This window comes from Nitrospiria bacterium (genome assembly GCA_035517655.1).
Taxonomy (GTDB): Bacteria; Nitrospirota; Nitrospiria; order JACQBZ01; family JACQBZ01; genus JACQBZ01.
Window position 1 is genome coordinate 1 of the sequence record DATIYJ010000040.1, and the last position, 19626, is coordinate 19626.

Consider the following 19626-nt stretch of genomic DNA (forward strand, 5'->3'; position numbering starts at 1 on the left):
CTCAGATTTCGAAAGGGGGATCGTTCACGCTGACCAGCGGCATTTTGAGCCTTGAACCCATGCCGGGAAGCGCGGCGATCAGTCCCGTGAATGCCGGGATCGAAGGCTTCGTCCGCGCGGCGGCCCTGGAGCTGCCGCGCGGCGTTCGCGTCAACGCGGTCAGCCCTCCGTGGGTCAAGGAAACGCTCGTGGCGCTGGGCATGGATCCCGCACCCGGGATGCCGGCGGCCGCGGTGGCCAGGGCGTATGCGGAAAGCGTGGAGGGCGCGAAGAACGGCGCCGTGATCGACGCCCGCGCCTTTGCCTGATCCGACGTTTTAGAAATAGGGATGGATAATAAAGATTGAAATGACAGTGACGTCAAAGACTGCGCTGAACGATGGGGTGCAGGGTTCCATGAAAAAAAACCGATCCCAAAAAGCCGGTCTGACCCTCTGCCAGAAGAGGGCGCTCGATCTGCTGGAGCGGCAGGGGAATGTTTTTCTCACCGGAGCCGCCGGCACGGGCAAAAGCTATCTGCTCGACCGCTACCTCATCGGGAAGTCCGCGCAGGATTTCCCGGTTGTCGCCAGCACGGGCGCCGCGGCGGTTCTCATCGGCGGGAGGACCTTCCATAGTTTCTTCGGATTGGGCATTCTCGAGGGGGGACCGGACGCGGCGGCGGCCCGCGCGCTCCGGACCCGCAAGGTCGTCGGCCGGCTTCAACGGGCCTGCTGCATCGTCATCGACGAGGTGTCGATGCTTTCCGGCGCCGCGATGAAGGCGGCGGAGACCGTCGCGCGCGGCGCCCGGGGCCTGGACGCGCCCTGGGGGGGCCTCCGGGTGATCGCCGTCGGGGACTTCGCGCAGCTCCCTCCCGTAACACCCGACGGTCGGAGCAAGGACTGGGCTTTTTTGCATCCCGTCTGGCCGGAGAGCGATTTCCAGCCGGCGCTCCTCACGACCGTCGTGCGCACGCAGGACGTGAATTTTCTCGCCGTGCTCAACTTCGTCCGCGAAGGCACCGTGAACGACGAGGTTCTGCGCTTCCTCGATCAACGCACGGCGCCGTCCTCGGAGCACGAGGAGGGCGCGCGGTTGTTCCCGCATCGGGCGCAGGCCGAGGAATACAACCGCCGCCGACTCGCCGCGCTTCCCCGTCCGGCCCGCATCTTCCCGACCCGGTATGTCGGCGACGAGCGCTATTTCGAAACCGCGCGGCGGGTCGTCCCCATTCCGGATGCGCTTCTTCTCAAGGAAGGAGCCCTGGTCATGATGCGAAAGAACGACGTTTCCGGACGGCTCCGCTGGGTCAACGGCAGCCTCGGGCATGTGGGGCGGATGGCGGAGGACGCGTTGGAGGTCCGTCTGCTGATGGGAGAGGAGATCCTCCTCGGGAAGGAGAAGTTCTCGTGCCTCGACGGAGACGGGCGTGAAGTGGCCTCCGCCTGGAATTTTCCCGTGATGCTGGCCTGGGCCGCCACCATCCACAAGGCGCAGGGCGCCTCGCTGGACCGGATGATCGTCGATCTTGCGGCCCTCTGGGAACCGGGACAGGCCTACGTGGCGCTGAGCCGCGTGCGCTCCTCTTCCGGCCTCCTGATCGAGCGATGGAGCCGGTCCTCCATCCGCGCCGAGCCCTTGGTGACCCGGTTCTACAACGGACTGGCCGACCGGGCCCGGAAGTACGTGCCGCGGCCATACTTCGAAGCGCCGGGGAAGTCCAAGACGCGGAAAGACCGGAAGGGCCCGGCGCGATCCGGCGCCGGACGGAAGAACCCCATGACGCTTTGAGCCCGGACCGGCCGGGAGCATCCGGGTCAGATGCCGGCCAGCCGGGTCACGAGATAAAGAACCCCCATGCCCGCCACGGTCATGAAGGTCGTCCACCTCACCGGATGGGCGTGATGACTTTCGGGCAGCAAATCGCTCGCGCCGATGTACAGGAAAAAACCCGAAAAGAGGGCGAAAAGCAGGCCGAGCGTCTCCTCCTCGAGGGTAAAGAAAAACGTGGAGACGACGCCGGCAACGGGGGCGAGCGCGTCGACCAGCAGCCAGCGGAACGCCCGGATCCTTTCCCCTTTATTCTTCAAAATAAAATTGACCGTGTTGATCCCGTCCGAAAAGTCGTGGGTCAGGACGGCCAGCGCGACGACGGCGCCCAGCCCGGCCGAGACTTTGAACGCGAGACCGATGCCCGCGCCGTCCAGAAAACTGTGGATGGAAAGGCTGCCCGCGCCGAGACTCCCTCGGCGAAGTTGATCCTTCTCCTCATGATGGCCGTGCAGGATCACGGCCCGATCGAGAACCAGGTAGGCCAGGAAACCGGCGGCGATGACCGTCGTGATCGTGAAGGGGGAGTGATTTCGGGTTCCGATCTCGAGCGCCTCGGGCATGAGGTCGAAGAATGCCACGCCGATGATCGCCCCGGCGCTGAACCCCAGAATGAGGTGGAGGCGGTCTTTGAGCCGGAGCGCGAAGAGGCCGCCCAACAGCGTCGAGAAAAAAGTGGCGATGCCGATTAATACAACCATGGAAGTCGGGACGTCATTTTCCCTCCCGCGCCAGGTCTTTCAAGATCGCCCCGGTCTCCTTCAACTCTTTTCCGAAGCCGGCCCAATCCCCCTGACGGAGCAGCTCCTCGGCCCGCTCAAAATGGGAAAGCGCCGAGCGGATCCGGTCCCTCGCGCTCCCCGTCGACGGCGCCGGGGGCGCCTGCTCGGACGGCGCGGCGATCGCCGGATGGCTTCCGAAGATCGCGGCCAGCGCGCTCTCGAGGTTCTCCTGCATCGAAAGCTGATTGCCGTACGCGACGATCACCCGCCGGAGCTCCGGAAGCGACCCGGCCTCGGCCGAGAGATAGAGCGGCTCGATGTAGAGCAGCGAGTTTTCGATCGGGATCACCAGCAGGCTGCCGCGGATGACCTGGGAGCCCCGCTGGTTCCACAACGAGATCTGCTGGGAGATGTAGCCGTCCTGATCGACGCGGGCCTCGATCTGACGCGGGCCGTAGATCAGCTTCTGCTTGGGAAAGACGTAGACGATCAGCTTCCCGTAATGGGGGGCGTCGGCCCGCGCGGCAATCCAGGCCGCCATGTTGTCCCGGTTCGCCGGGGTGTAGGGGATCATCAGGATGAACTCCTCCTTGGTCTCCCTGGGAAGCTTCATGATCGTATAGTAAGGTTCCATGTCCTGATCGCCCTGGGACGGGATGTTCCAGAGGTCTTCGCGGTTGTAAAAAATCTGCGGGTCCTGCATGTGGTACGTGGCATAGAGACGGGCCTGGACGCTGAAGAGGTCCTCGGGGTAACGGAGATGGGCCCGGAGGTCGTCCGGCATTTCCTCCAGGGGCCTGAAGAGCCCCGGGAAGATGTCGGCGTAGGTCCGGATCACCGGATCGGCGGGATCGTTGATATAGAGCGTGACGGTGCCGTCGTAGGCGTCGACCACCCCCTTGACCGAGTTCCGGACGTAATTGCCGAGGCCCTGCAATTGATAGGAATAGGGAATCCGGTCCGTCGTGGTGTACCCGTCCACGATCCAGACCAGCCGGCCTTCCCGCGTGATGACCATGTAGGGGTCGTGGTCGTAGCTTAAGAAAGGCGCCAGGCGGCGGACGCGGTCGAGGATGTTTCGATAATACAGGATCCGGCTCTCCGGGGTGATGTCGTTCGAGAGCAGTATTTTCATCGAGCCGAAGGCGAGCGAGAACAAAATCTTCCGCCCCAGGGAGGCGACCGGGACGCCGCCCTTTCCGTCGTAGACCGTGTACTCGTTTTTATCCCCCAAGGGATAGTCGAACTCCAGCGACTTGGTCTTCGCGAACACGTAGCTGTTCGTCAGCTCGCCGTAGTAGATCTCGGGCCGGGTGATTTTCAGCGGGACGGTCGAGACGGGAGGGATGTCCTTGATCATGAATTCGGGGAGACCCTCCTTCGAGATCCGGTTCACGGGGCCCATGGCCACCCCGTAGCCGTGCGTGTAGGTGAGATGCTCGTTGATCCAGTTGGCGCCGCCGGGGAGGTTCCGGGACGAAAGCTCGCGCGGGGAGAGCATCACCTGCCGGTATTCCCCGTCGATCCCGTACCGGTCGTTGTCCACGCCGACGAAGTCGTAGTAGGTCCGGATCTGCTGGAGCTGCCGGTAGGTGGAAAGCAGCGGCCGGTGGTCCCACAGCCGGACGTTCTTGATCGTGGCGTCGTTCCTCGACAGGTCCTGAAGCGTGAGATTCTCCTCCGCGGGGAATTCCTGCTCTTCGATGTTGTTCAGCCCGAAGGCGTAGCGGGTGGACTTGATGTTTTCCTGGATGTACGGACGCTCGAAGACGATCTCGTTCGGCAGCACCCGGAACCGGTGGAGCAGTTCGGGATAGACCGAGACGCCCAGGACCTGGACCGCGAACAGGCCGACGATCGCGGCGACCGGGAGGCGCCAGCCCCGCGCGTAACCCCCGACGACGACGGCCAGCGCCGCGATCAGGGCCAGTCCGGTCAGAGCGTTGAGCGCCGGGAGGCGGGCGTGGACATCGGAGTAAACCGCTCCCGTGACCACCCCGCGGGTCGTGGAGAGAAGCTCATAAGCCGACAGCCGGTATCCGGCCGCCTTGACCGCCAGGATCACTCCGATCAGTCCCGTCAAATGGCGCTTCGTCTTCCCGTCGATCAAAAGCCCCCTCGGACCGATCCCGAGGCCGCCGTGATAAACGTAGAGCAGCGCCGTGAGAATCGTGACGAGAATCAGCGTGCCCGTCAGCCAGCCCTGCGCGAAACTCAAAAAGGGCAGCTTGAAGACGTAGAAGCCGAAATCGTTTCCGAAGACCGGATCGGACATTCCGAAGCCGGAGGCGTTGTTTGCAAGCAGAAAGGCCGGCCATTGAGAGGACGCGTTCAGTCCGCCGAAGAAAGCCGCCACGATCGACAGGACCGGGATCCCCCTGGCGATTTGAGGGTCGATCTGGGTGCGGACGGCCAGGTCGACCCATTCCGGCGGCCGCGGCCATCGGTTGCCGACCGGCTGACGATGGGCGACGAGGAGGTTGAGGTACAATACGATGAAAAACAGGACGCCGAACGCCAGACCCAGCTTGATCTCGGCCGTGAGGCCGGTGATCAGGACCGGAAGGTGTCCGATCTCGATGAACCAGAGCCAGTCGGTATAAAGGGAGACCAGGTTGCCCGACAGGAGCAGCGCGATGAAGGCGACGAGGATCAGGGCCCAGAATCGGATCATGAGACGACCGGTCGGTTAAAAATTGGGTATGAAAGACCGCAGGAACTGGGACGGCCTGTGGCCTGTAGGGGCGTATTGCAATACGCCCCTACGTAAACAGGGTTTCATCACCCATCTCTCCGGTATAAACCACGCGGGCATCGCCTTCCAGAAAAACATCGGAGAACTGCCTCCCGTCCCAGCGATAGTGAACGCGGAGGGCCATCCCGCTCTGCTGTCGAAGGGTCATGGGGGAAGCGCCCCGACCCATCGCTCCGGCGATCAGGGCCGTCGCCACGGCGCCGGTCCCGCAGGCGAGCGTTTCGTCCTCGACGCCCCGCTCGTACGTCCGCATCCGGGCGAGGCGCGGCGTTTGAACCGTCGCAAAGTTGACGTTGGTGCCGGCCGGCCGGAACAGCTCATGATGGCGGATCGCCCTCCCCAGTTCGACCACCGCGGCCGTGGCGGGATCGTCCACGAGCAGGACGGTATGGGGGACGCCGGTGTTGAGAAAATGGCCGACATAGGTTTTGTCCCGAACCGGGATCTTGATATCCAACCGGAGCGACTGCGGCGTCGGCATCTGGATCTTGACGTTCGTCCCGCGGATTTCGGCCCGGATCGGCCCGGCCAGCGTCTCGAAAACCATCTTGGCCGGCGCGATCTTGCGGAGATACGCGAACCGCGCGGCGCAGCGCCCGCCGTTGCCGGATAGCTCGGCCTCGGTCCCGTCGGCGTTGAACAGCCGCCAGCGGAAATGGGCCTGCCGGGGATGCGCGGGCCGTTCGATCAGGATCAGGCCGTCGCCGCCGACCGAGAGGCGGTGCGTGCAGACCGTCGCGGCGAAGCGGTTGATCCGCCGGCCCTTGAACGCGCCCAACGCGCCGCGGCGGTTGTCGACCAGGATGAAGTCGTTTCCGCTGCCGCTCATTTTCCAAAAGGGAATCTTTTTCATATGCTGCATCCGTTCGGCGGGTCCTGTCCTTCGGCCGCCCGCCGCATAGGACCCCAAAGATTTTCTAATATTATTTCAAAAAATCCGGGATGTGCTCGCCCTTGATCAGATCGGCGTGCGTCTCGCGCTCCCGCACGATATGATAGCGGTCCCCGTTGACCAGAATCTCGGGGGTCCGGGGGCGGGCATTGTAATTCGAGGCCATGGCGAACCCGTACGCGCCGGCGCTCATGACGGCCAGGTATTCCTCCGGGAGGCATTCCTCCATCTCGCGGCCCTTGGCCAGGAAATCGGCCGACTCGCAGATCGGCCCCACCACGTCGGCCGTGATCGAGTTCCGTCCCCGGAGAGTCACCGGCTGGATCTGATGAAACGCGCCGTAGAGGCTGGGACGGATGAGATCGTTCATGGCGGCGTCCACAATTACGAACTTCTTGCCGTCCCCTTCCTTGGTGTAAAGGACCTTGGTGACCAGGATGCCGGCGTTTCCGACCAGCGCCCGGCCCGGCTCCATGATCAGGACGCATTTGAGGTCCTTCACGAGCGGTCCGATCGCGCGGGCCAGGTCCTTGGGTTGCGGCGGAGTTTCGTGATCATACGTAATGCCCAACCCTCCCCCGATGTTCACGTACCGGATCTGTATCCCGATCCGCTTGAGTTCCTCCACCAGGGCCAGGAGCCGCTGAAGGGCGTCGACATACGGGGCGGTCTCGGTCAACTGCGATCCGATGTGTTTGTGAATCCCGACCACCTCGATGTGTTTGAGGGTGGCGGCGAGCTTGTACTCCTCCAGGGCCTTGTCGATGCTGATCCCGAATTTGTGTTTCTTGAGGCCGGTCGAGATGTAGGGATGCGTTTTCGGGTCCACGTTGGGGTTGACCCTCAAGGCCACCCGGGCCTTCATTGTCATCCGTCCCGCCACCTCGTCGATCTTCCGGAGCTCCTGGGAGGACTCGACGTTGAACATCAGGATGTTCGACTCGAGGGCGTAGCGGATCTCCTCGGCCGTTTTTCCGACGCCGGCAAAATTGATCTTCTGGGGATCCACCCCGGCCCGAAGGGCCCGGTACAATTCCCCGGACGAGACGATGTCCGCGCCGCCGCCCTCCCGGGCGAACAGCCGCAGGATCGCCAGATTGGAGTTGGCCTTCATCGCGAAGGTGATGAGGTGCGGGATCGAAGCGAAGGCCGCGTCGTAGGCCCGGTAGTGATTTAAGAGGGTCTTGGCGCTGTATAAATAAAACGGCGTGCCGACTTCCTTGGCGATGGTCTTGACGGGGAGATCCTCGCAGTAGAGCTCGTTCTGGCGGTACCGAAACTCATGCATAGTTGGGCTTCGACAGATCCTCCTTCGAGATCTCTCGTCCCGACAATGCAAGATGGTCCACCGTCTCCCGGAAGGAGTTTTTCAGATTCATCACTTTGACCCGCACCGCGGGGGCCAGATGCTTGAGCGGACGCCAGTCCAGCAGCGTTGAGATCGCCTCTGGCGCGGCGTACTTGAGATGTTCGAAATTAATCACGATGTCCATTTTCGCCTTGTTGGCCGCCCGCAGGATCCGTTTCTTGACCTCGGTGACGTTGAAGCGGTCCAGGGTGCCTTCCAACTCGATCAACAGGGTGGTCAACCCCTCGTGCTTCTTCACCTTCATTTTGAGGAAGCGGTCGATCTGGGTGGTCGCCTCTTTGACCGATGTCTTCACGGCGCCCAAGGCGTTCGGAATCAGATGGCCCGTGTCGATCGAGGGAAGCTCCACATGGAGCTTCTTCAAGGTCTTGGCCAGCGGAGACAACTGGCCCGCGGGACAGGTCCGCCGGATGAGCTGCCGGAACCGCCAATTCATGACCCAGCGCGCGGCGAACCGTTGGCTCGTGGAGGACATACGGGTGGCGATCGAGGAGATCGAAAAGAACTGGCGGTTGGCCCAGAAGAAGCCTTCCTGCAAAACCTCCGGGGTCATCCGTTTGGGGTAATAGACGACGTGCTTCCCGTCGTATTTGGACCAGTCCCAGTCGAAGATGCGGCCCTCGGTTTTCAGGCGCTCGAACAGCGCCGTCCCCGGAAGCGGGGTCGAGATATTGATGTAGGCCAGTTCCACGCGGCATTTGATCAGAAACTCGACCGTATTCTCGAAGACCGAGTCGTCGTCCGCGTCCGCTCCGAAGATGATCCCGGGGTTCACCATGATGCCGTGATCATGGAAGCACTGGATCTGGTCCTCGTAGCGCTTGTCCTGGTTGAACCCCTTGTTCATCTCGGTCAGAACGTCCTGATTGATCGATTCCATCCCGACGAACATCGAGACGCAGCCGCTGTCGGCCGCCAGCTTTACCATGTCCGGATCGTTCCCCAGGAACAGGGTGCACTGGGCCCCCCATTTGATATTCATCTCTTTTAGCGCGGTCCAGAGTTTTTTGCAATAATCGCGGTTCGAGTTGTGGAGGTCGTCCACGAAGGCGAAGATCGTTCCGTCCTCGATCCCGGTCAGGATCCGAAGGCCGGTTCCGATCCGGTGCCAGACGGGTCCCCGGATCATCTTTTCCACCAGCTGGTTTCGGCGCCACTCCTTGATCCGCTGGATTTCGGCGATGATGTCGTCGATCGACCGCCGGCGGGAACTCTTCCCGTTGAAGGGGGACACGCTGCAGAACTCGCAGTCGAAATGGCAGCCGCGTGTGGTTTGGAGACATTGGTTCGTCATGTAGCAACCGCTCGGAAGGAGGTCGATCCGGGGATGGACGTAGTTCTCCATCGTCGGATAGTCGCCCATTTCATAGAACGGTTGGAGCGCGCCGCGCTCAAAGTCCGCAACGACCCGGTGCCAGATCTCGTCGGCCTCGAACTTCACGACCGCGTCGGCGTGAAGCTTGGCCTCGTCCGGCAAATACGTGGCATGGGTTCCCCCCATGCAGACCTTGACGCCCCGCGCGCGGAATTGATCCGCGATCTCGTAGGCCCGGGGGGTATAGCAGGTCATCTGGGTTGAGATCCCCACGAGGAGGTTCTCGGCCCCCCGCTCCCGGATCATCGCGTCGACCATGTCCTTCCGGACGACCGCGCGGCTCTCGTCCACGATCCGGACATCCCAGGTTTTGGGAGTCCGGGACGCGATGACGGGCAGCGACAATTTTGGAAACCAGATCGCCTGCATCTCCTTGGCGCTGATCCGGTAGGGATTGTCTTCCGGATAGGGATCGATCAGGAGCAGCAAGTTCTTGGTCTTCTTGGCCGATTCTAATTGGATCAGTGCCATGATAAATCACCTCAATGTGACCCGGGTTGCGGGCCGGGGTCTGCCGGTTCGTTGCCTTGGGGCCTGGGATGCTCCTTTGAATGGACGTCTTCCGGAGCGATAAGAGCCCCTTTTCTACCACATCCGGCGGAAAAAAACAACACCAAAATAAGCGGGATCGCCAAAACACGGGAAAACCGCTGTAGCCATTTCAAGCGCATCTACTTGCCCTTGATCCGGCGGATCCGTTCCATGATCCGCTTCTTGGCGGTCGCGCCTGTTTGTTGCTTTCTCTCCACGGAAGCCTCCAGATCGAGATAGCCGATGATGTCTTTCTGAAAAAGGCCCGAAAATTTTTGGAATTCCTTCAAGGAAAGCTGCTTCAAATCCCGCCCTTGATCCAGGCCGTAGCGGACGATCCGGCCGACCACGTCATGGGCCTGTCGAAAGGGCAGGCCCTTTTCGACCAGGTAGTCGGCCGCCTCGGTCGCGAGAAGGAAACCGGTTTCGGCCGCCTTTGCCGCGGCCTTTCGCCGAACCGCGACCCCTTGGATCATTTCGGTCAGGATCGACAGGCTGGCCTTCACGGTGTCGACCGAGTCGAATACAGCCTCTTTGTCCTCCTGGAGGTCCCGGTTGTAGGCCAGCGGGAGGCCCTTCATGACCGTCAGCAACGCCATCAGATGGCCGTAAACGCGGCCGGTCTTGCCCCGAATCAACTCGGGCACATCCGGGTTCTTCTTCTGCGGCATGAGGCTGCTTCCGGTACAAAAGGCGTCGGGCAGGTCCAAAAAACCAAATTCATCCGTGGACCACAACACCAGTTCTTCGCAGAACCGCGACAGATGCATCATCAGGATGCACGCCGCGGCCAGAAACTCGATCGCGCCGTCCCGGTCGCTTACGGCGTCCAGGCTGTTTTCCGTGACGGACGGAAATCCCAGCTCTCCGGCCAACGCTTCGCGGTTGATCGGGTAGTTCGTTCCGGCCAAGGCCCCGGAGCCGAGCGGCATGACGTTGACACGTTGAAAGCCGTCCAGGAAACGCTGCCGGTCGCGCTCCAGCATTTCGTAGTAGGCCAGAAGGTAATGGGCGTAGCGGATCGGCTGGGCCTTCTGAAGATGGGTGTAGCCGGGAAGGATGACGTCGACATGGCTCTTGGCTTTGTCCACAAAAACGTCCTGCAGGTCCTTGATCGCCTCGATGATCCTCTTGATCTCGTCCCGCAGGTAGAGCCGCAGGTCCAGGACCACCTGGTCGTTTCGGCTCCGGCCGGTGTGGAGTTTTCCTCCCAGTTCGCCGATCTTCTCGGTCAGCAATCGTTCCACCGCCATATGGATGTCTTCGTCCTGTTCGGAAAAAGAGGCCCGGCCCTCCTCGATGGCTTCCCGGACGCCCTTCAGCCCTTCCGTGATTTTGTCCGCCTCGTCCTTCGTCAAAACCTTGGCTTGGGACAGGGCGCGGGTCCAGGCGATGCTCCCTGCGATGTCCTGCCGGAACAGCCGCCGGTCGAACGGAAGAGAGCTGGTGAAGGCCTCGACGCGCCGGTGCGTCTCTTCCGTGAACCGTCCTGACCACATTTTTTTATTTTTGGTTTGTTTTTTCATCTTCAACGTTACTTATGATAATCTTTGAATAAGCGGGTCCTGTCCTGCGGCAGCCCATCCGTCCTCACTCCGTTTATCTTTCCGGTGTGACCTTGCATCCCCGCTGGGCGGGGATTTCCGTTGCGGGCGGATGGGGCGCCCCGCCTCCGGCCACCCGCTTATGCTATTTCACTTTCTTCACCCGTTGCTGCAATCGAAGCGCATTCAGCCGGATAAAACCTTCGGCCAGGCGCTGGTTATAGACCGTATCGGTCTCGAAGGTCGCCAGTTCCGGATCGTAAAGCGACCGGTCCGATTTCCGGCCGGCGATCGTGCAGTTTCCCTTGTACAGGATCAGCCGGGCAATCCCGCCCACGTTCTTCTGCGCGGCGTCCATCGCCTGCTGGAGCATCTCCCGCTCCGGCGAGAACCAGTAGCCGTTGTAAACCGATTCGGCGTATCGGGGGATCAGGGAATCGCGCAGATGCATGACCTCGCGATCCATCGTGATCGATTCGATCGCCCGGTGTGCGGTCTGTAGGATGGCGCCGCCCGGGGTTTCGTACACCCCGCGCGATTTGATCCCGACGTAGCGGTTTTCGACCAGATCGACCCGGCCGATGCCGTGATGCCCGCCCCGTTCGTTCAACCGCGTGATCAAACCGGACGGGGAGAACTTCTTCCCGTTGATGGCGATGGGATTGCCGCCTTCGTACGCGATCTCGATCGTTTCGTGACGGTCCGGCGCCTTTTGCGGCGAGACCGTGAGCTGAAACATCTCCTCCGGCGGCTCGGCCCACGGATCTTCCAGGATCCCGCCCTCGTAACTGATATGGAAGAGGTTCCGGTCCATGCTGTAGGGCTTGGCCTTTGTGGCCGCGACCGGAATCTTGTATTTCCGGGCGTAGTCGATCAGCGACTGCCGCGAGTCCAGCATCCATTCGCGCCACGGGGCGATGATTCGAATCTGCGGATCGATCGACAGATAGGCCAGTTCGAAGCGGACCTGGTCGTTGCCCTTGCCCGTGGCTCCGTGCGCGACGGCGTCGGCTTTCTCGCGTCGGGCCACCTCCATCTGAGCCTTGGCGATCAGCGGGCGGGCGATGGAGGTTCCGAGCAGGTACCCGCCTTCATAAACGGCGTTGGCCCGGAGCATCGGGAAGAGGTAATCCTTCGCGAAGATCTCCCGCAGGTCTTCCGTATAAACCTTGCTTGCGCCGGTCGCCAGGGCCTTTTCCCGGACCGCCTCCAGATCCTCGCCCTGTCCCAGGTCGGCGCAGAAGGCGATCACCTCGCAACGGTAGGTGGCCTTGAGCCAGTGGATCGCGACCGAGGTGTCAAGCCCCCCGGAGTAGGCGAGAACGACTTTTTTGATTTTTGCGGTCATCGAATAAGACTCAACCGTTCTTGCGGCCTGATATTTTTTCCCAACGCGCGAGTTGCGCCGGGCTTGTCAGTTTTCGAACAAAACAATTAGCTTCTTCAAGCCACCGAAGCCTCGCCGCGGGCGACATGCCTCGGGATTCCTCAAGCTTTTCCCTCGTGAGGCGGAAGACAAATGGTTTATTTCCTGAAACGGGTTTCGGAGTGTTCAATTTAGATTATTCCATTTTTTCAAGCATCGAGGTTTTGTATGAAATCGCTCAACGACGTTGCGTTGTATTCTTTCCAGCCTTTGTCTGAACAGAAACGCCATATTACCAAATCTACAACACCTCTTTTTTCTGAACAGTTTTTGGAAAGGTAGTTTGAGAGTTCTTGCGTGCCGGATGCGTTTAGATGTTTGGCTACTCTACGTAGCCAGATATCATCCTTTGCCGTATCTAGTAATCCAATATTTCTTGCCAAATGCTTCTTGGTAATCTCGCCTATTCCAGGTAGTTCTGATAGAGCGTCCATTCCCTCTTTTTTAAGCCTTCGTTTAAAATTTGGGAAGCCCTCTTCATAGACCATTTTTGCTCCTCTTAAAAAGCAGGAGGCCTTCTTTTCATTATTAAACACCATAAGAGGAGCATTTAAAGATCGCATGCCATAAAGTTTTCTCGAATCGAAATTCCTAAATGATTTCTTTAGTGAACCAAATTTATTTTGGATTACCTTTACTCGAAATCCCGAACAATAGACGACCCAACAGTATTCAGTTAAAAATTCTTTGGTCGTAATACCATCAAGTGTTGCTCCGGAAATTTGTTTTACCCAATTCAATTCATCAGGTTTTGCCTCTTTTATGTAATGGAGTGCTTTCTGGTAAAGTTTTTTGGCTTTCTCTCTGTCCATTTTATTTATTGCTTTGCCTAATCTGTTAAAATTCAGAGCAAGCGCATCTACTGTTGTATTACTTTTTCAAGAGCCTTTAGCATGGCCTGTGCTTCAGTGTCCGGAATATAACGAAAAAGACCCGTTCCCCACCGTGGGCCACCACGTTGCTTATGAAATTTCCAGTAGCGTGGTCCTTGATTAAAATCCTTCACTCGCAATTTTAAGTCTCCGGCAACGAGCATCTTGTGGTCAAAGTCAGAGTCATATTGGTAGCCAGCAATTCTGAAACATCCAACGATAATTCGATTTGCTTCATTCATATCGTGGTGCCGTGAAGTAAAAAAGGCAAGTTTACCTTCCTTGAAATATCTGATTTGAATATCTTGATCCTTTTTGGGCCCATTGTGATAAACGCCGCCGCCAAATCCCCACTTATCAAAAATAGCAGAATCGTAGCAAGGCCAGCCATTTCTATTCAGATCGAGTCTGTCTTTGTTTCCCTGAGAATAAAGTTTGTAGCAATCGCATGTCTTTTGTGAACACCATACTTTTTTTTCTTCAGCAATGTTATGCTCGCGTCCTTTAGGTGTGCAAGGTGTTGCAAAAGGTCCTTTTTCCCCGTAGACCCAAGTAACCTTGAAAGCGATATTGCCATCAGGTTTCATGATTTTTTCCTAAATCTCACCTGGTTTATCGCATCAGCCCCGACATTTCCAGAATACGCTTCGACCATTCGCCAGCCTGATCGGCCACGGCTTTCCGTCGGGTCGGATCAGCCCAGATGTCGGCCCAGGCACGCTGCCAACGGGCCAACTGAATCTGAAGTTCAACCAATGCGGCCTGGGCATCGGGTTCCGCGTCCGGGGCGGCCCATTCGATGAAGAACTTGCTCTCGTTTAACATGCCGGCAACCACATCCCGGTGATCCGGATGATCGGAGAACGACTTGATACGGGCCAGATTCGCCGCCAGACCGCCGAGGCGCACGGGAAGCGCGTCGCGCATGTACCGTTCTCGAATGATATTTATCCCAGTAACCATTCCAATATCGCCTTCTGGATATGCAGCCGGTTTTCCGCCTGGTCCCAAACGATCGACTGCTTCCCGTCCATGACGTCGGATGAGATTTCCATCCCCCGATGGGCCGGAAGGCAGTGCATGACGACGGCCGAAGGTTTGGCACCCGAAAGCAGCCTGTCGTTGATCTGGTACGGTTTGAATTTCTTCAGCCTCGTCTTCGCCTCTTTTTCCTGCCCCATGCTGATCCAGACGTCCGTGTAAAGAATATCCGCATCCCGCGCGGCCTTTCGGGGGTCGTCCGTCATTTCAATCCGGGCGCCCGTTTGACGGGCCGCGATCCGGGAGGCCTCCACGATCAGGGGGTCGGGGCCGTAGCCCTTCGGACAGGCCACGCGGATCTCGATCCCGGTCTTGGCGGCGCCTTCGATGAGCGAATGGGCCACGTTGTTTCCGTCGCCGATGTAGGCCAGCCTCAATCCTTTGAGCGCTCCGAACCGTTCGCGGATCGTCATCAGATCGCCCAAGGCCTGGCAGGGGTGATGGAGATCCGTCAGGCCGTTGACGATCGGAATGGACGCCGCGGCCGCCCAGGCTTCCAGATGATCCTGCCCGAAGGTCCGGATCACCAGCGCGTCCAGATACCGGGACAGGACCCGGGCGGTGTCCGCCGCCGTCTCGCCGCGTTTGAGCTGAAGCTCGCCGGCCGACAGGAACAAGGCGGATCCCCCGAGCTGATTGACGGCCGCTTCAAACGAGACGCGCGTCCGGGTCGAGGCTTTTTCAAACAACAGCCCCAGCGTCTTTCCCGCCAACGGCCGCGGTCCGTTTCCCGCGCGGCGTTCCGCCTTCAACCGGTCGGCCCGGTCGAGTAATCCCGTCAGCTCGGTCGCGGCGAGGTCGTGGAGGCTGAGCAGATGTTTGGGCTTCACGCCGTTCTCTTTCTTAATATTCCGTCCAGCCGGTTGATCAGCAGGTCGATCTCTTCTTTGAGAATGATCAGGGGCGGGACGAAGCGCAGCACGCGGTCCATCGTGCAATTGATCAGGAGGCCCTCATTCAAACAGTCCTGGACAATCGGTTTCCCGTCGATCGTGAGCTCCATCCCGACCAGAAGCCCGAGGCCCCGGACGGAAGCGATGCAGGAATGCCTGTGCTGGAGTTCTTTGAGCCGTTCAACAAAGTAATCGCCCATCCGGCGACAGTTATCGAGGACGAAGCCCTCCTCCAACAGCACCTCAAGCGTCGCGATGGCCGCGGCGCAGACCAACGGATTTCCGCCGAACGTGGCGGCATGCGAGCCGGGGGTGAAGGCCTGGGCCACGGAATCCCTGGACAGCAGCGCGCCGATCGGCAGGCCGCTGCCCAACCCCTTGGCCAGGACCATGACGTCCGGTTCGATCCCATAATGCTCGTAGCCGAACAGCCGACCCGTCCGTCCGATCCCGGTCTGGACTTCGTCCAGGATCAGCAGGATGTTTTTCTCGTCGCACAATTTTCGCAGGCCGGGGAGGTAGTCGTCGTCCGGGATCCGGACGCCTCCCTCGCCCTGCACCGGCTCGACCAGGACGGCGGCCGTCCGGTCGGAGACCGCCTGGGCGACCGCCTTGAGATCGTTGTACGGGACGTACCGGAATCCCGGTACGAGCGGTTCGAACCCGAGGTGGTATTTCGGCTGCGCCGTCGCGGTGACCGCGGCCAGCGTCCGGCCGTGAAAAGACCGCTCCATCGTAATAATCTCGTAGCGGTCCGGCCCATGTTTGTCGTGGGAAAATTTTCGGACGAGTTTGATGGCGGCTTCGATCCCTTCCGTTCCGCTGTTGCAGAAGAAAACTTTGTCGGCGAAGGAATGTTCGACCAGGAGCCGGGCCAATTTGACCTGGGGCTCGGTATAATAGAGGTTTGAGACATGAACCAGCCGCTGCGCCTGTTTCTGAAACGCCACCGTGACATTGGGATGGCAATGGCCCAGATTGTTGACCGCGACACCGCCCACAAAATCGAGATATTCCTTGCCGTTGGGATCGTAAACCCGCGTTCCGCGGCCTTTATGAATGATCAGCGGCTGGCGCGTGTACGTGTTCATCAGGTACTGATGGGCTTCGTCGATCAGATGATCCATGGCGCGTATAACCTTGCTTTGCGAAGTGAGAGGTAAGCCTGCGGCTTCGTGCCGTCCGGCACCCGACCGGTGCGTCGGCAAATTACGATCTGAAAACTTTATTCATAACATAACGGGGCTTGAAATGCAACTTTTATACAGGAAAGATAAGCCGGCGGATGAGTCCGGGTAGGCCCGAACGGTGACTTTGTCCCGACCGGAAACGGCCAGCTCCCGGGTGACGTTGAAAGGAGTCCGATCCTGGATCATCGCCGAGGGGCAAAGTCTCGTGCGGCGGACCCTGTGAACCTCAGACGCTTTTCAGGGGATCGATTCCGAACGCTTGTTTCATCCATGACCAGAACGGCTCAAGGCGGACCTTGTCCATCGACTTGCGATCCATCCCGTTGGCCGTGAAAATTTTCACCAAGTGCTCCTCCGCGAGCTGCTGGGCTTGGCGGGTCCGGCCGGACATGCAGAGCGCATAGATGCGAAGCCGGAATGCAAGCTCCTGGAACTCCGGGACTTGCTCGGTTCGGCCCAGAGCTTCCACGGCGGCGGCATACTGCCGCTCCGAAATGAGGCGGATTCCGATGTGAAACTCAAGTGCCGGAGGCAAGACCTCTTCGGGCCCCGCGCGGGCCACGATACGCTGAACGTCCGAATCGCTGCCCAACAGCCAGAGGACGGGGGTTTTCAGATCCGAACCTGTCAAAAGACGATGAACCGCTCCAATGGTACCGTTTAGGTCTTGCTTGGAGAGAGGCCCAAACCACCGGGCGTTAATCATGGCCTGGATATCGAAGTAGGGGAGCGATGCGGTCATCTGGCGCTCCGGCCACAGCCGTTTGATCAGGGGGCTCTGACGGAAACGCGTCCTCGCGCCGGATGCGTCGGTGAAACTCTGCATCATTCGGGCGGACTCTTTCGGAGAGACCGAAGGGGCCACGATCCGTTTCGGGTCATCATCGACCAGAGGCGGCGAATCGCCGATGATCGATTTCAGATACTCTTCGTCCCCGATAAACAACGCGCCGAGCTGCTCCGGCCGTTCGAAACCGAGCGCGCTCATCTCGGGCGCCGCAACCGGATCACTCCACTGACGGGCGAATTGTTCCTCGGATACCGGTCCCCGGGCCTTCCGGGTTCCTACCATCATCATGTCCCCCCCGATCCCGTTCCACAGTGAACAGTCCTCGAACGCATCGCAGAAGGCGCGGAGGACGGCCTTGGCGCTGACCTCCGTGAGTGATTTTAAGGGCAACCAATACGTGACGATCCCTCCCTCGGCCAGGCGGTCATGAATCAGCTGGAAGTACTCGCGCGTATAAAGATTGACGACACCGGCGTTCTCCGGAGGAGGGGGTTCGGCCGTGATGAGGTCGAAATGCTGGTCGGTCGTCTGGAGAAAGTAGCGCCCGTCTTCGATGTGAACGCGAACCCGCGGATCATGGAGGGGATTGTCCGCGTTGTTCGGGTAAACGACGTCGCTCATCTCCAGGACGGCACGGGAAATGTCCACCACATCGATGGTCTCAAGGCTCTTCGAATCCGTCATGGCTTTTGCCGTGTTGCCGACCCCGTAACAGATCAGAAGGGCCCGTTTGAGGTTTGGATGAACGGCCATGGGCCAGTAGACGTAAAGCTTCATGTAGCGGCGTGATTGAGACTCCGTTCCGGACATCGCGGACGAATTGGTGAGCAAGGTATAGGACATCGGCCTCCCCAGCAGCCGGGTCTCCAGGAAGCTGATGGTCTCGGTAAGGCTCTCCCGAGTCGCCGCGACGCGGCTGGAAGCTTCCTGATCGATCTTAAGATATCGATTCCAGGCCGCCTCTCGCTTAAGATACCGATTTTCAGAAAACCGGAGATGATGCTTCTCCATCGATCCAAAAGGAAACAGGAGGGCACTCAAGAGGAACAGGGCCGCGGTTGCGTATGTGATCCGACGCGGGAAGGAAGTTTTGGCCAGCAATAGTGCACCGATGGCCCCGTAAAGCAGGGCGATCAGAAAAAACGATTTCTCCATTCCCAAGACGGGGAGTAAAACGAATCCGCCGACCAGCGACCCGAGCGCGGCGCCTACGGTATTGACAAACGTCAGGGTGCCCGTGGTCTCGGTCTCGGAAGCCAGGTCGTTCCGCAGAGCGGCGCCGACCAGTGTGAAGAAGACCCCCGAAAGGAAGGAGACGGGAAACATGAGGGGCGCGCCGACGGCCAGGATATCGACCGTCTTGCTGATGACGTAAGACGAGTCGGCGAAAGGCCTAAGCACCCATGGAAAAACGGCATAGGAAATCACACAAAGGAAGCCGGCCAAAAATGCGATTGAGGCTGTAAACCGATAGGCATCGAGCGAGAGACGCAGCCACTGCGAAGCGGCCAAGCCGCCCAGTCCGATCCCCAGGAGAACAAGTCCCAGCATGAGCGCAAAGGCCACCGAGTGGCCTAAAACAAAAAGCAAGAGGAAGCGGAACCAAACGACCTCCAGGGCCAAAAGGCAGAGCCCGGAAAGACAGGCTGCGGCCAGCCAGTGCTTTCCGGTAAGCGCCGTGGCGCGCCGGCCCGCGTTGACGGACGATAAGGACAAACGCGGGGTCTTCAATGAAAGCCCGGCCGCCGCGACGGCAGCCGTTAGGTTCGAGCCGCTGGCCAGAATGGCCGTCCCGTGAATGCCGAGGGCGCCGATGAGATAGATCTCGCCAAGAACCACCGCGATTACGGCTCCCATGGTGTTCCATCCATAAAGTCTTCCCAGCACAGAGCCGAAGTTGGTGTCGTAAGCCATGAGGGCCTTTGTGAGCAAGGGCAGCGTCACCCCCATGGCGGTGGATGGGATGAGCAACAGGCAAAATGCGACCAGGAGCCGAATGGGATTCAAGAGCCACGGGTTTTCCAACAGCGGATGGAGCCAAGGCGCCAGGAACGCTCCAATGAATGGAAACTGATAGACGAGCCCCAGACCCGTCAGCGCGACGGCTGCTTCAGCGAACGCATAGATACGAATCGGGCTTCTAAATCCCGCGCCGTACCGTGCGGCCATTGCGTTTCCCAGCGCGAGCCCGCCCATGAAGCCGGAGAGGACGAGGCTCGAGGCCCAAACGCTGTTGCCGAAGGCCAGCCCTGCCTGGTGAAACCAGAGCATTTCGAAGATAAGCGCGGACGCGCCTGAGATGAAGAAAATCGTGCAAAGCAGGGCGGTCATCTGGCCAAGAGTCGGTTACATTTTTTAACGCAAAAAAACAACCGAACACGGGGACGACCCGAACAAGGGGATGGGTTTCCGGG

At 59.7% G+C, this 19626-nt stretch carries 15 protein-coding genes; 2 read left to right on the plus strand and 13 right to left on the minus strand.

All coding sequences use genetic code 11. The features are described from left to right. Together VLY20_07685 and VLY20_07690 are read left to right on the plus strand one after the other, a co-directional pair. On the plus strand, positions 1 to 308 hold a 308-nt coding region (locus VLY20_07685), incomplete at its 5' end, for an SDR family oxidoreductase (protein ID HUK56524.1). An 88-nt stretch (positions 309 to 396) separates the two neighbouring features. Then, positions 397 to 1773: an AAA family ATPase gene (locus VLY20_07690; GenBank protein ID HUK56525.1), complete on the plus strand. Its 1377-nt coding sequence runs from the start codon at positions 397 to 399 to the stop codon at positions 1771 to 1773. A gap of 26 nt (positions 1774 to 1799) precedes the next feature. Here the strand turns inward: VLY20_07690 and VLY20_07695 are convergent, their stop codons facing one another. The 13 genes from VLY20_07695 to VLY20_07755 form a co-directional block, all read right to left on the minus strand. Continuing rightward, on the minus strand, positions 1800 to 2513 hold the full coding sequence (locus VLY20_07695) for a ZIP family metal transporter (GenBank protein ID HUK56526.1): 714 nt from the start codon (positions 2511 to 2513) through the stop codon (positions 1800 to 1802). Between the two features lie 13 nt (positions 2514 to 2526). Continuing rightward, positions 2527 to 5208: a UPF0182 family protein gene (locus tag VLY20_07700; protein HUK56527.1), complete on the minus strand. Its 2682-nt coding sequence runs from the start codon at positions 5206 to 5208 to the stop codon at positions 2527 to 2529. A gap of 88 nt (positions 5209 to 5296) precedes the next feature. Further along, positions 5297 to 6142 carry a diaminopimelate epimerase gene (gene dapF, locus VLY20_07705; protein ID HUK56528.1) on the minus strand — a complete coding sequence of 282 codons (846 nt, stop codon included), beginning with the start codon at positions 6140 to 6142 and terminating at the stop codon, positions 5297 to 5299. Between the two features lie 70 nt (positions 6143 to 6212). After that, positions 6213 to 7469: a diaminopimelate decarboxylase gene (lysA, locus tag VLY20_07710; GenBank protein ID HUK56529.1), complete on the minus strand. Its 1257-nt coding sequence runs from the start codon at positions 7467 to 7469 to the stop codon at positions 6213 to 6215. Next, positions 7462 to 9396, minus strand: a complete 1935-nt coding sequence (locus VLY20_07715; protein ID HUK56530.1) for a cobalamin-dependent protein — start codon at positions 9394 to 9396, stop codon at positions 7462 to 7464. The genes lysA and VLY20_07715 overlap by 8 nt, the downstream gene beginning before the upstream one ends. A 200-nt stretch (positions 9397 to 9596) precedes the next feature. Continuing rightward, positions 9597 to 10982: an argininosuccinate lyase gene (argH, locus tag VLY20_07720; protein HUK56531.1), complete on the minus strand. Its 1386-nt coding sequence runs from the start codon at positions 10980 to 10982 to the stop codon at positions 9597 to 9599. A gap of 163 nt (positions 10983 to 11145) precedes the next feature. Next, a complete protein-coding gene (locus VLY20_07725; GenBank protein HUK56532.1) occupies positions 11146 to 12348 on the minus strand; it encodes an argininosuccinate synthase in 1203 nt (400 codons plus the stop codon). A gap of 227 nt (positions 12349 to 12575) precedes the next feature. Continuing rightward, a complete protein-coding gene (locus VLY20_07730) occupies positions 12576 to 13238 on the minus strand; it encodes a hypothetical protein (GenBank protein ID HUK56533.1) in 663 nt (220 codons plus the stop codon). A gap of 47 nt (positions 13239 to 13285) precedes the next feature. Then, complete coding sequence (locus VLY20_07735) at positions 13286 to 13885, minus strand: hypothetical protein (protein HUK56534.1); 600 nt, start codon at positions 13883 to 13885, stop codon at positions 13286 to 13288. Between the two features lie 25 nt (positions 13886 to 13910). Further along, positions 13911 to 14225, minus strand: coding sequence for a hypothetical protein (locus VLY20_07740; GenBank protein ID HUK56535.1), 315 nt, complete (start codon positions 14223 to 14225; stop codon positions 13911 to 13913). A gap of 20 nt (positions 14226 to 14245) precedes the next feature. Then, a complete protein-coding gene (gene argF, locus VLY20_07745; GenBank protein ID HUK56536.1) occupies positions 14246 to 15169 on the minus strand; it encodes an ornithine carbamoyltransferase in 924 nt (307 codons plus the stop codon). Next, positions 15166 to 16359: an aspartate aminotransferase family protein gene (locus VLY20_07750; GenBank protein ID HUK56537.1), complete on the minus strand. Its 1194-nt coding sequence runs from the start codon at positions 16357 to 16359 to the stop codon at positions 15166 to 15168. The genes argF and VLY20_07750 overlap by 4 nt, the downstream gene beginning before the upstream one ends. Positions 16360 to 16648: 289 nt before the next feature. Next, a complete protein-coding gene (locus VLY20_07755) occupies positions 16649 to 19543 on the minus strand; it encodes a spermidine synthase (protein HUK56538.1) in 2895 nt (964 codons plus the stop codon). Positions 19544 to 19626 lie beyond the last annotated feature (83 nt).

Coding starts and splice junctions, on each gene's coding strand:
- dapF (HUK56528.1), bottom strand. CDS start 6,142: ATGAAAAAGATTCCCTTTTGGAAAATGAGCGGCAGCGGAAACGACTTC.
- argH (HUK56531.1), bottom strand. CDS start 10,982: ATGAAAAAACAAACCAAAAATAAAAAAATGTGGTCAGGACGGTTCACG.
- lysA (HUK56529.1), bottom strand. CDS start 7,469: ATGCATGAGTTTCGGTACCGCCAGAACGAGCTCTACTGCGAGGATCTC.
- VLY20_07690 (HUK56525.1), top strand. CDS start 397: ATGAAAAAAAACCGATCCCAAAAAGCCGGTCTGACCCTCTGCCAGAAG.
- VLY20_07725 (HUK56532.1), bottom strand. CDS start 12,348: ATGACCGCAAAAATCAAAAAAGTCGTTCTCGCCTACTCCGGGGGGCTT.
- VLY20_07740 (HUK56535.1), bottom strand. CDS start 14,225: ATGCGCGACGCGCTTCCCGTGCGCCTCGGCGGTCTGGCGGCGAATCTG.
- VLY20_07715 (HUK56530.1), bottom strand. CDS start 9,396: ATGGCACTGATCCAATTAGAATCGGCCAAGAAGACCAAGAACTTGCTG.
- VLY20_07695 (HUK56526.1), bottom strand. CDS start 2,513: ATGGTTGTATTAATCGGCATCGCCACTTTTTTCTCGACGCTGTTGGGC.
- VLY20_07735 (HUK56534.1), bottom strand. CDS start 13,885: ATGAAACCTGATGGCAATATCGCTTTCAAGGTTACTTGGGTCTACGGG.
- VLY20_07700 (HUK56527.1), bottom strand. CDS start 5,208: ATGATCCGATTCTGGGCCCTGATCCTCGTCGCCTTCATCGCGCTGCTC.
- VLY20_07750 (HUK56537.1), bottom strand. CDS start 16,359: ATGGATCATCTGATCGACGAAGCCCATCAGTACCTGATGAACACGTAC.
- VLY20_07730 (HUK56533.1), bottom strand. CDS start 13,238: ATGGACAGAGAGAAAGCCAAAAAACTTTACCAGAAAGCACTCCATTAC.
- VLY20_07755 (HUK56538.1), bottom strand. CDS start 19,543: ATGACCGCCCTGCTTTGCACGATTTTCTTCATCTCAGGCGCGTCCGCG.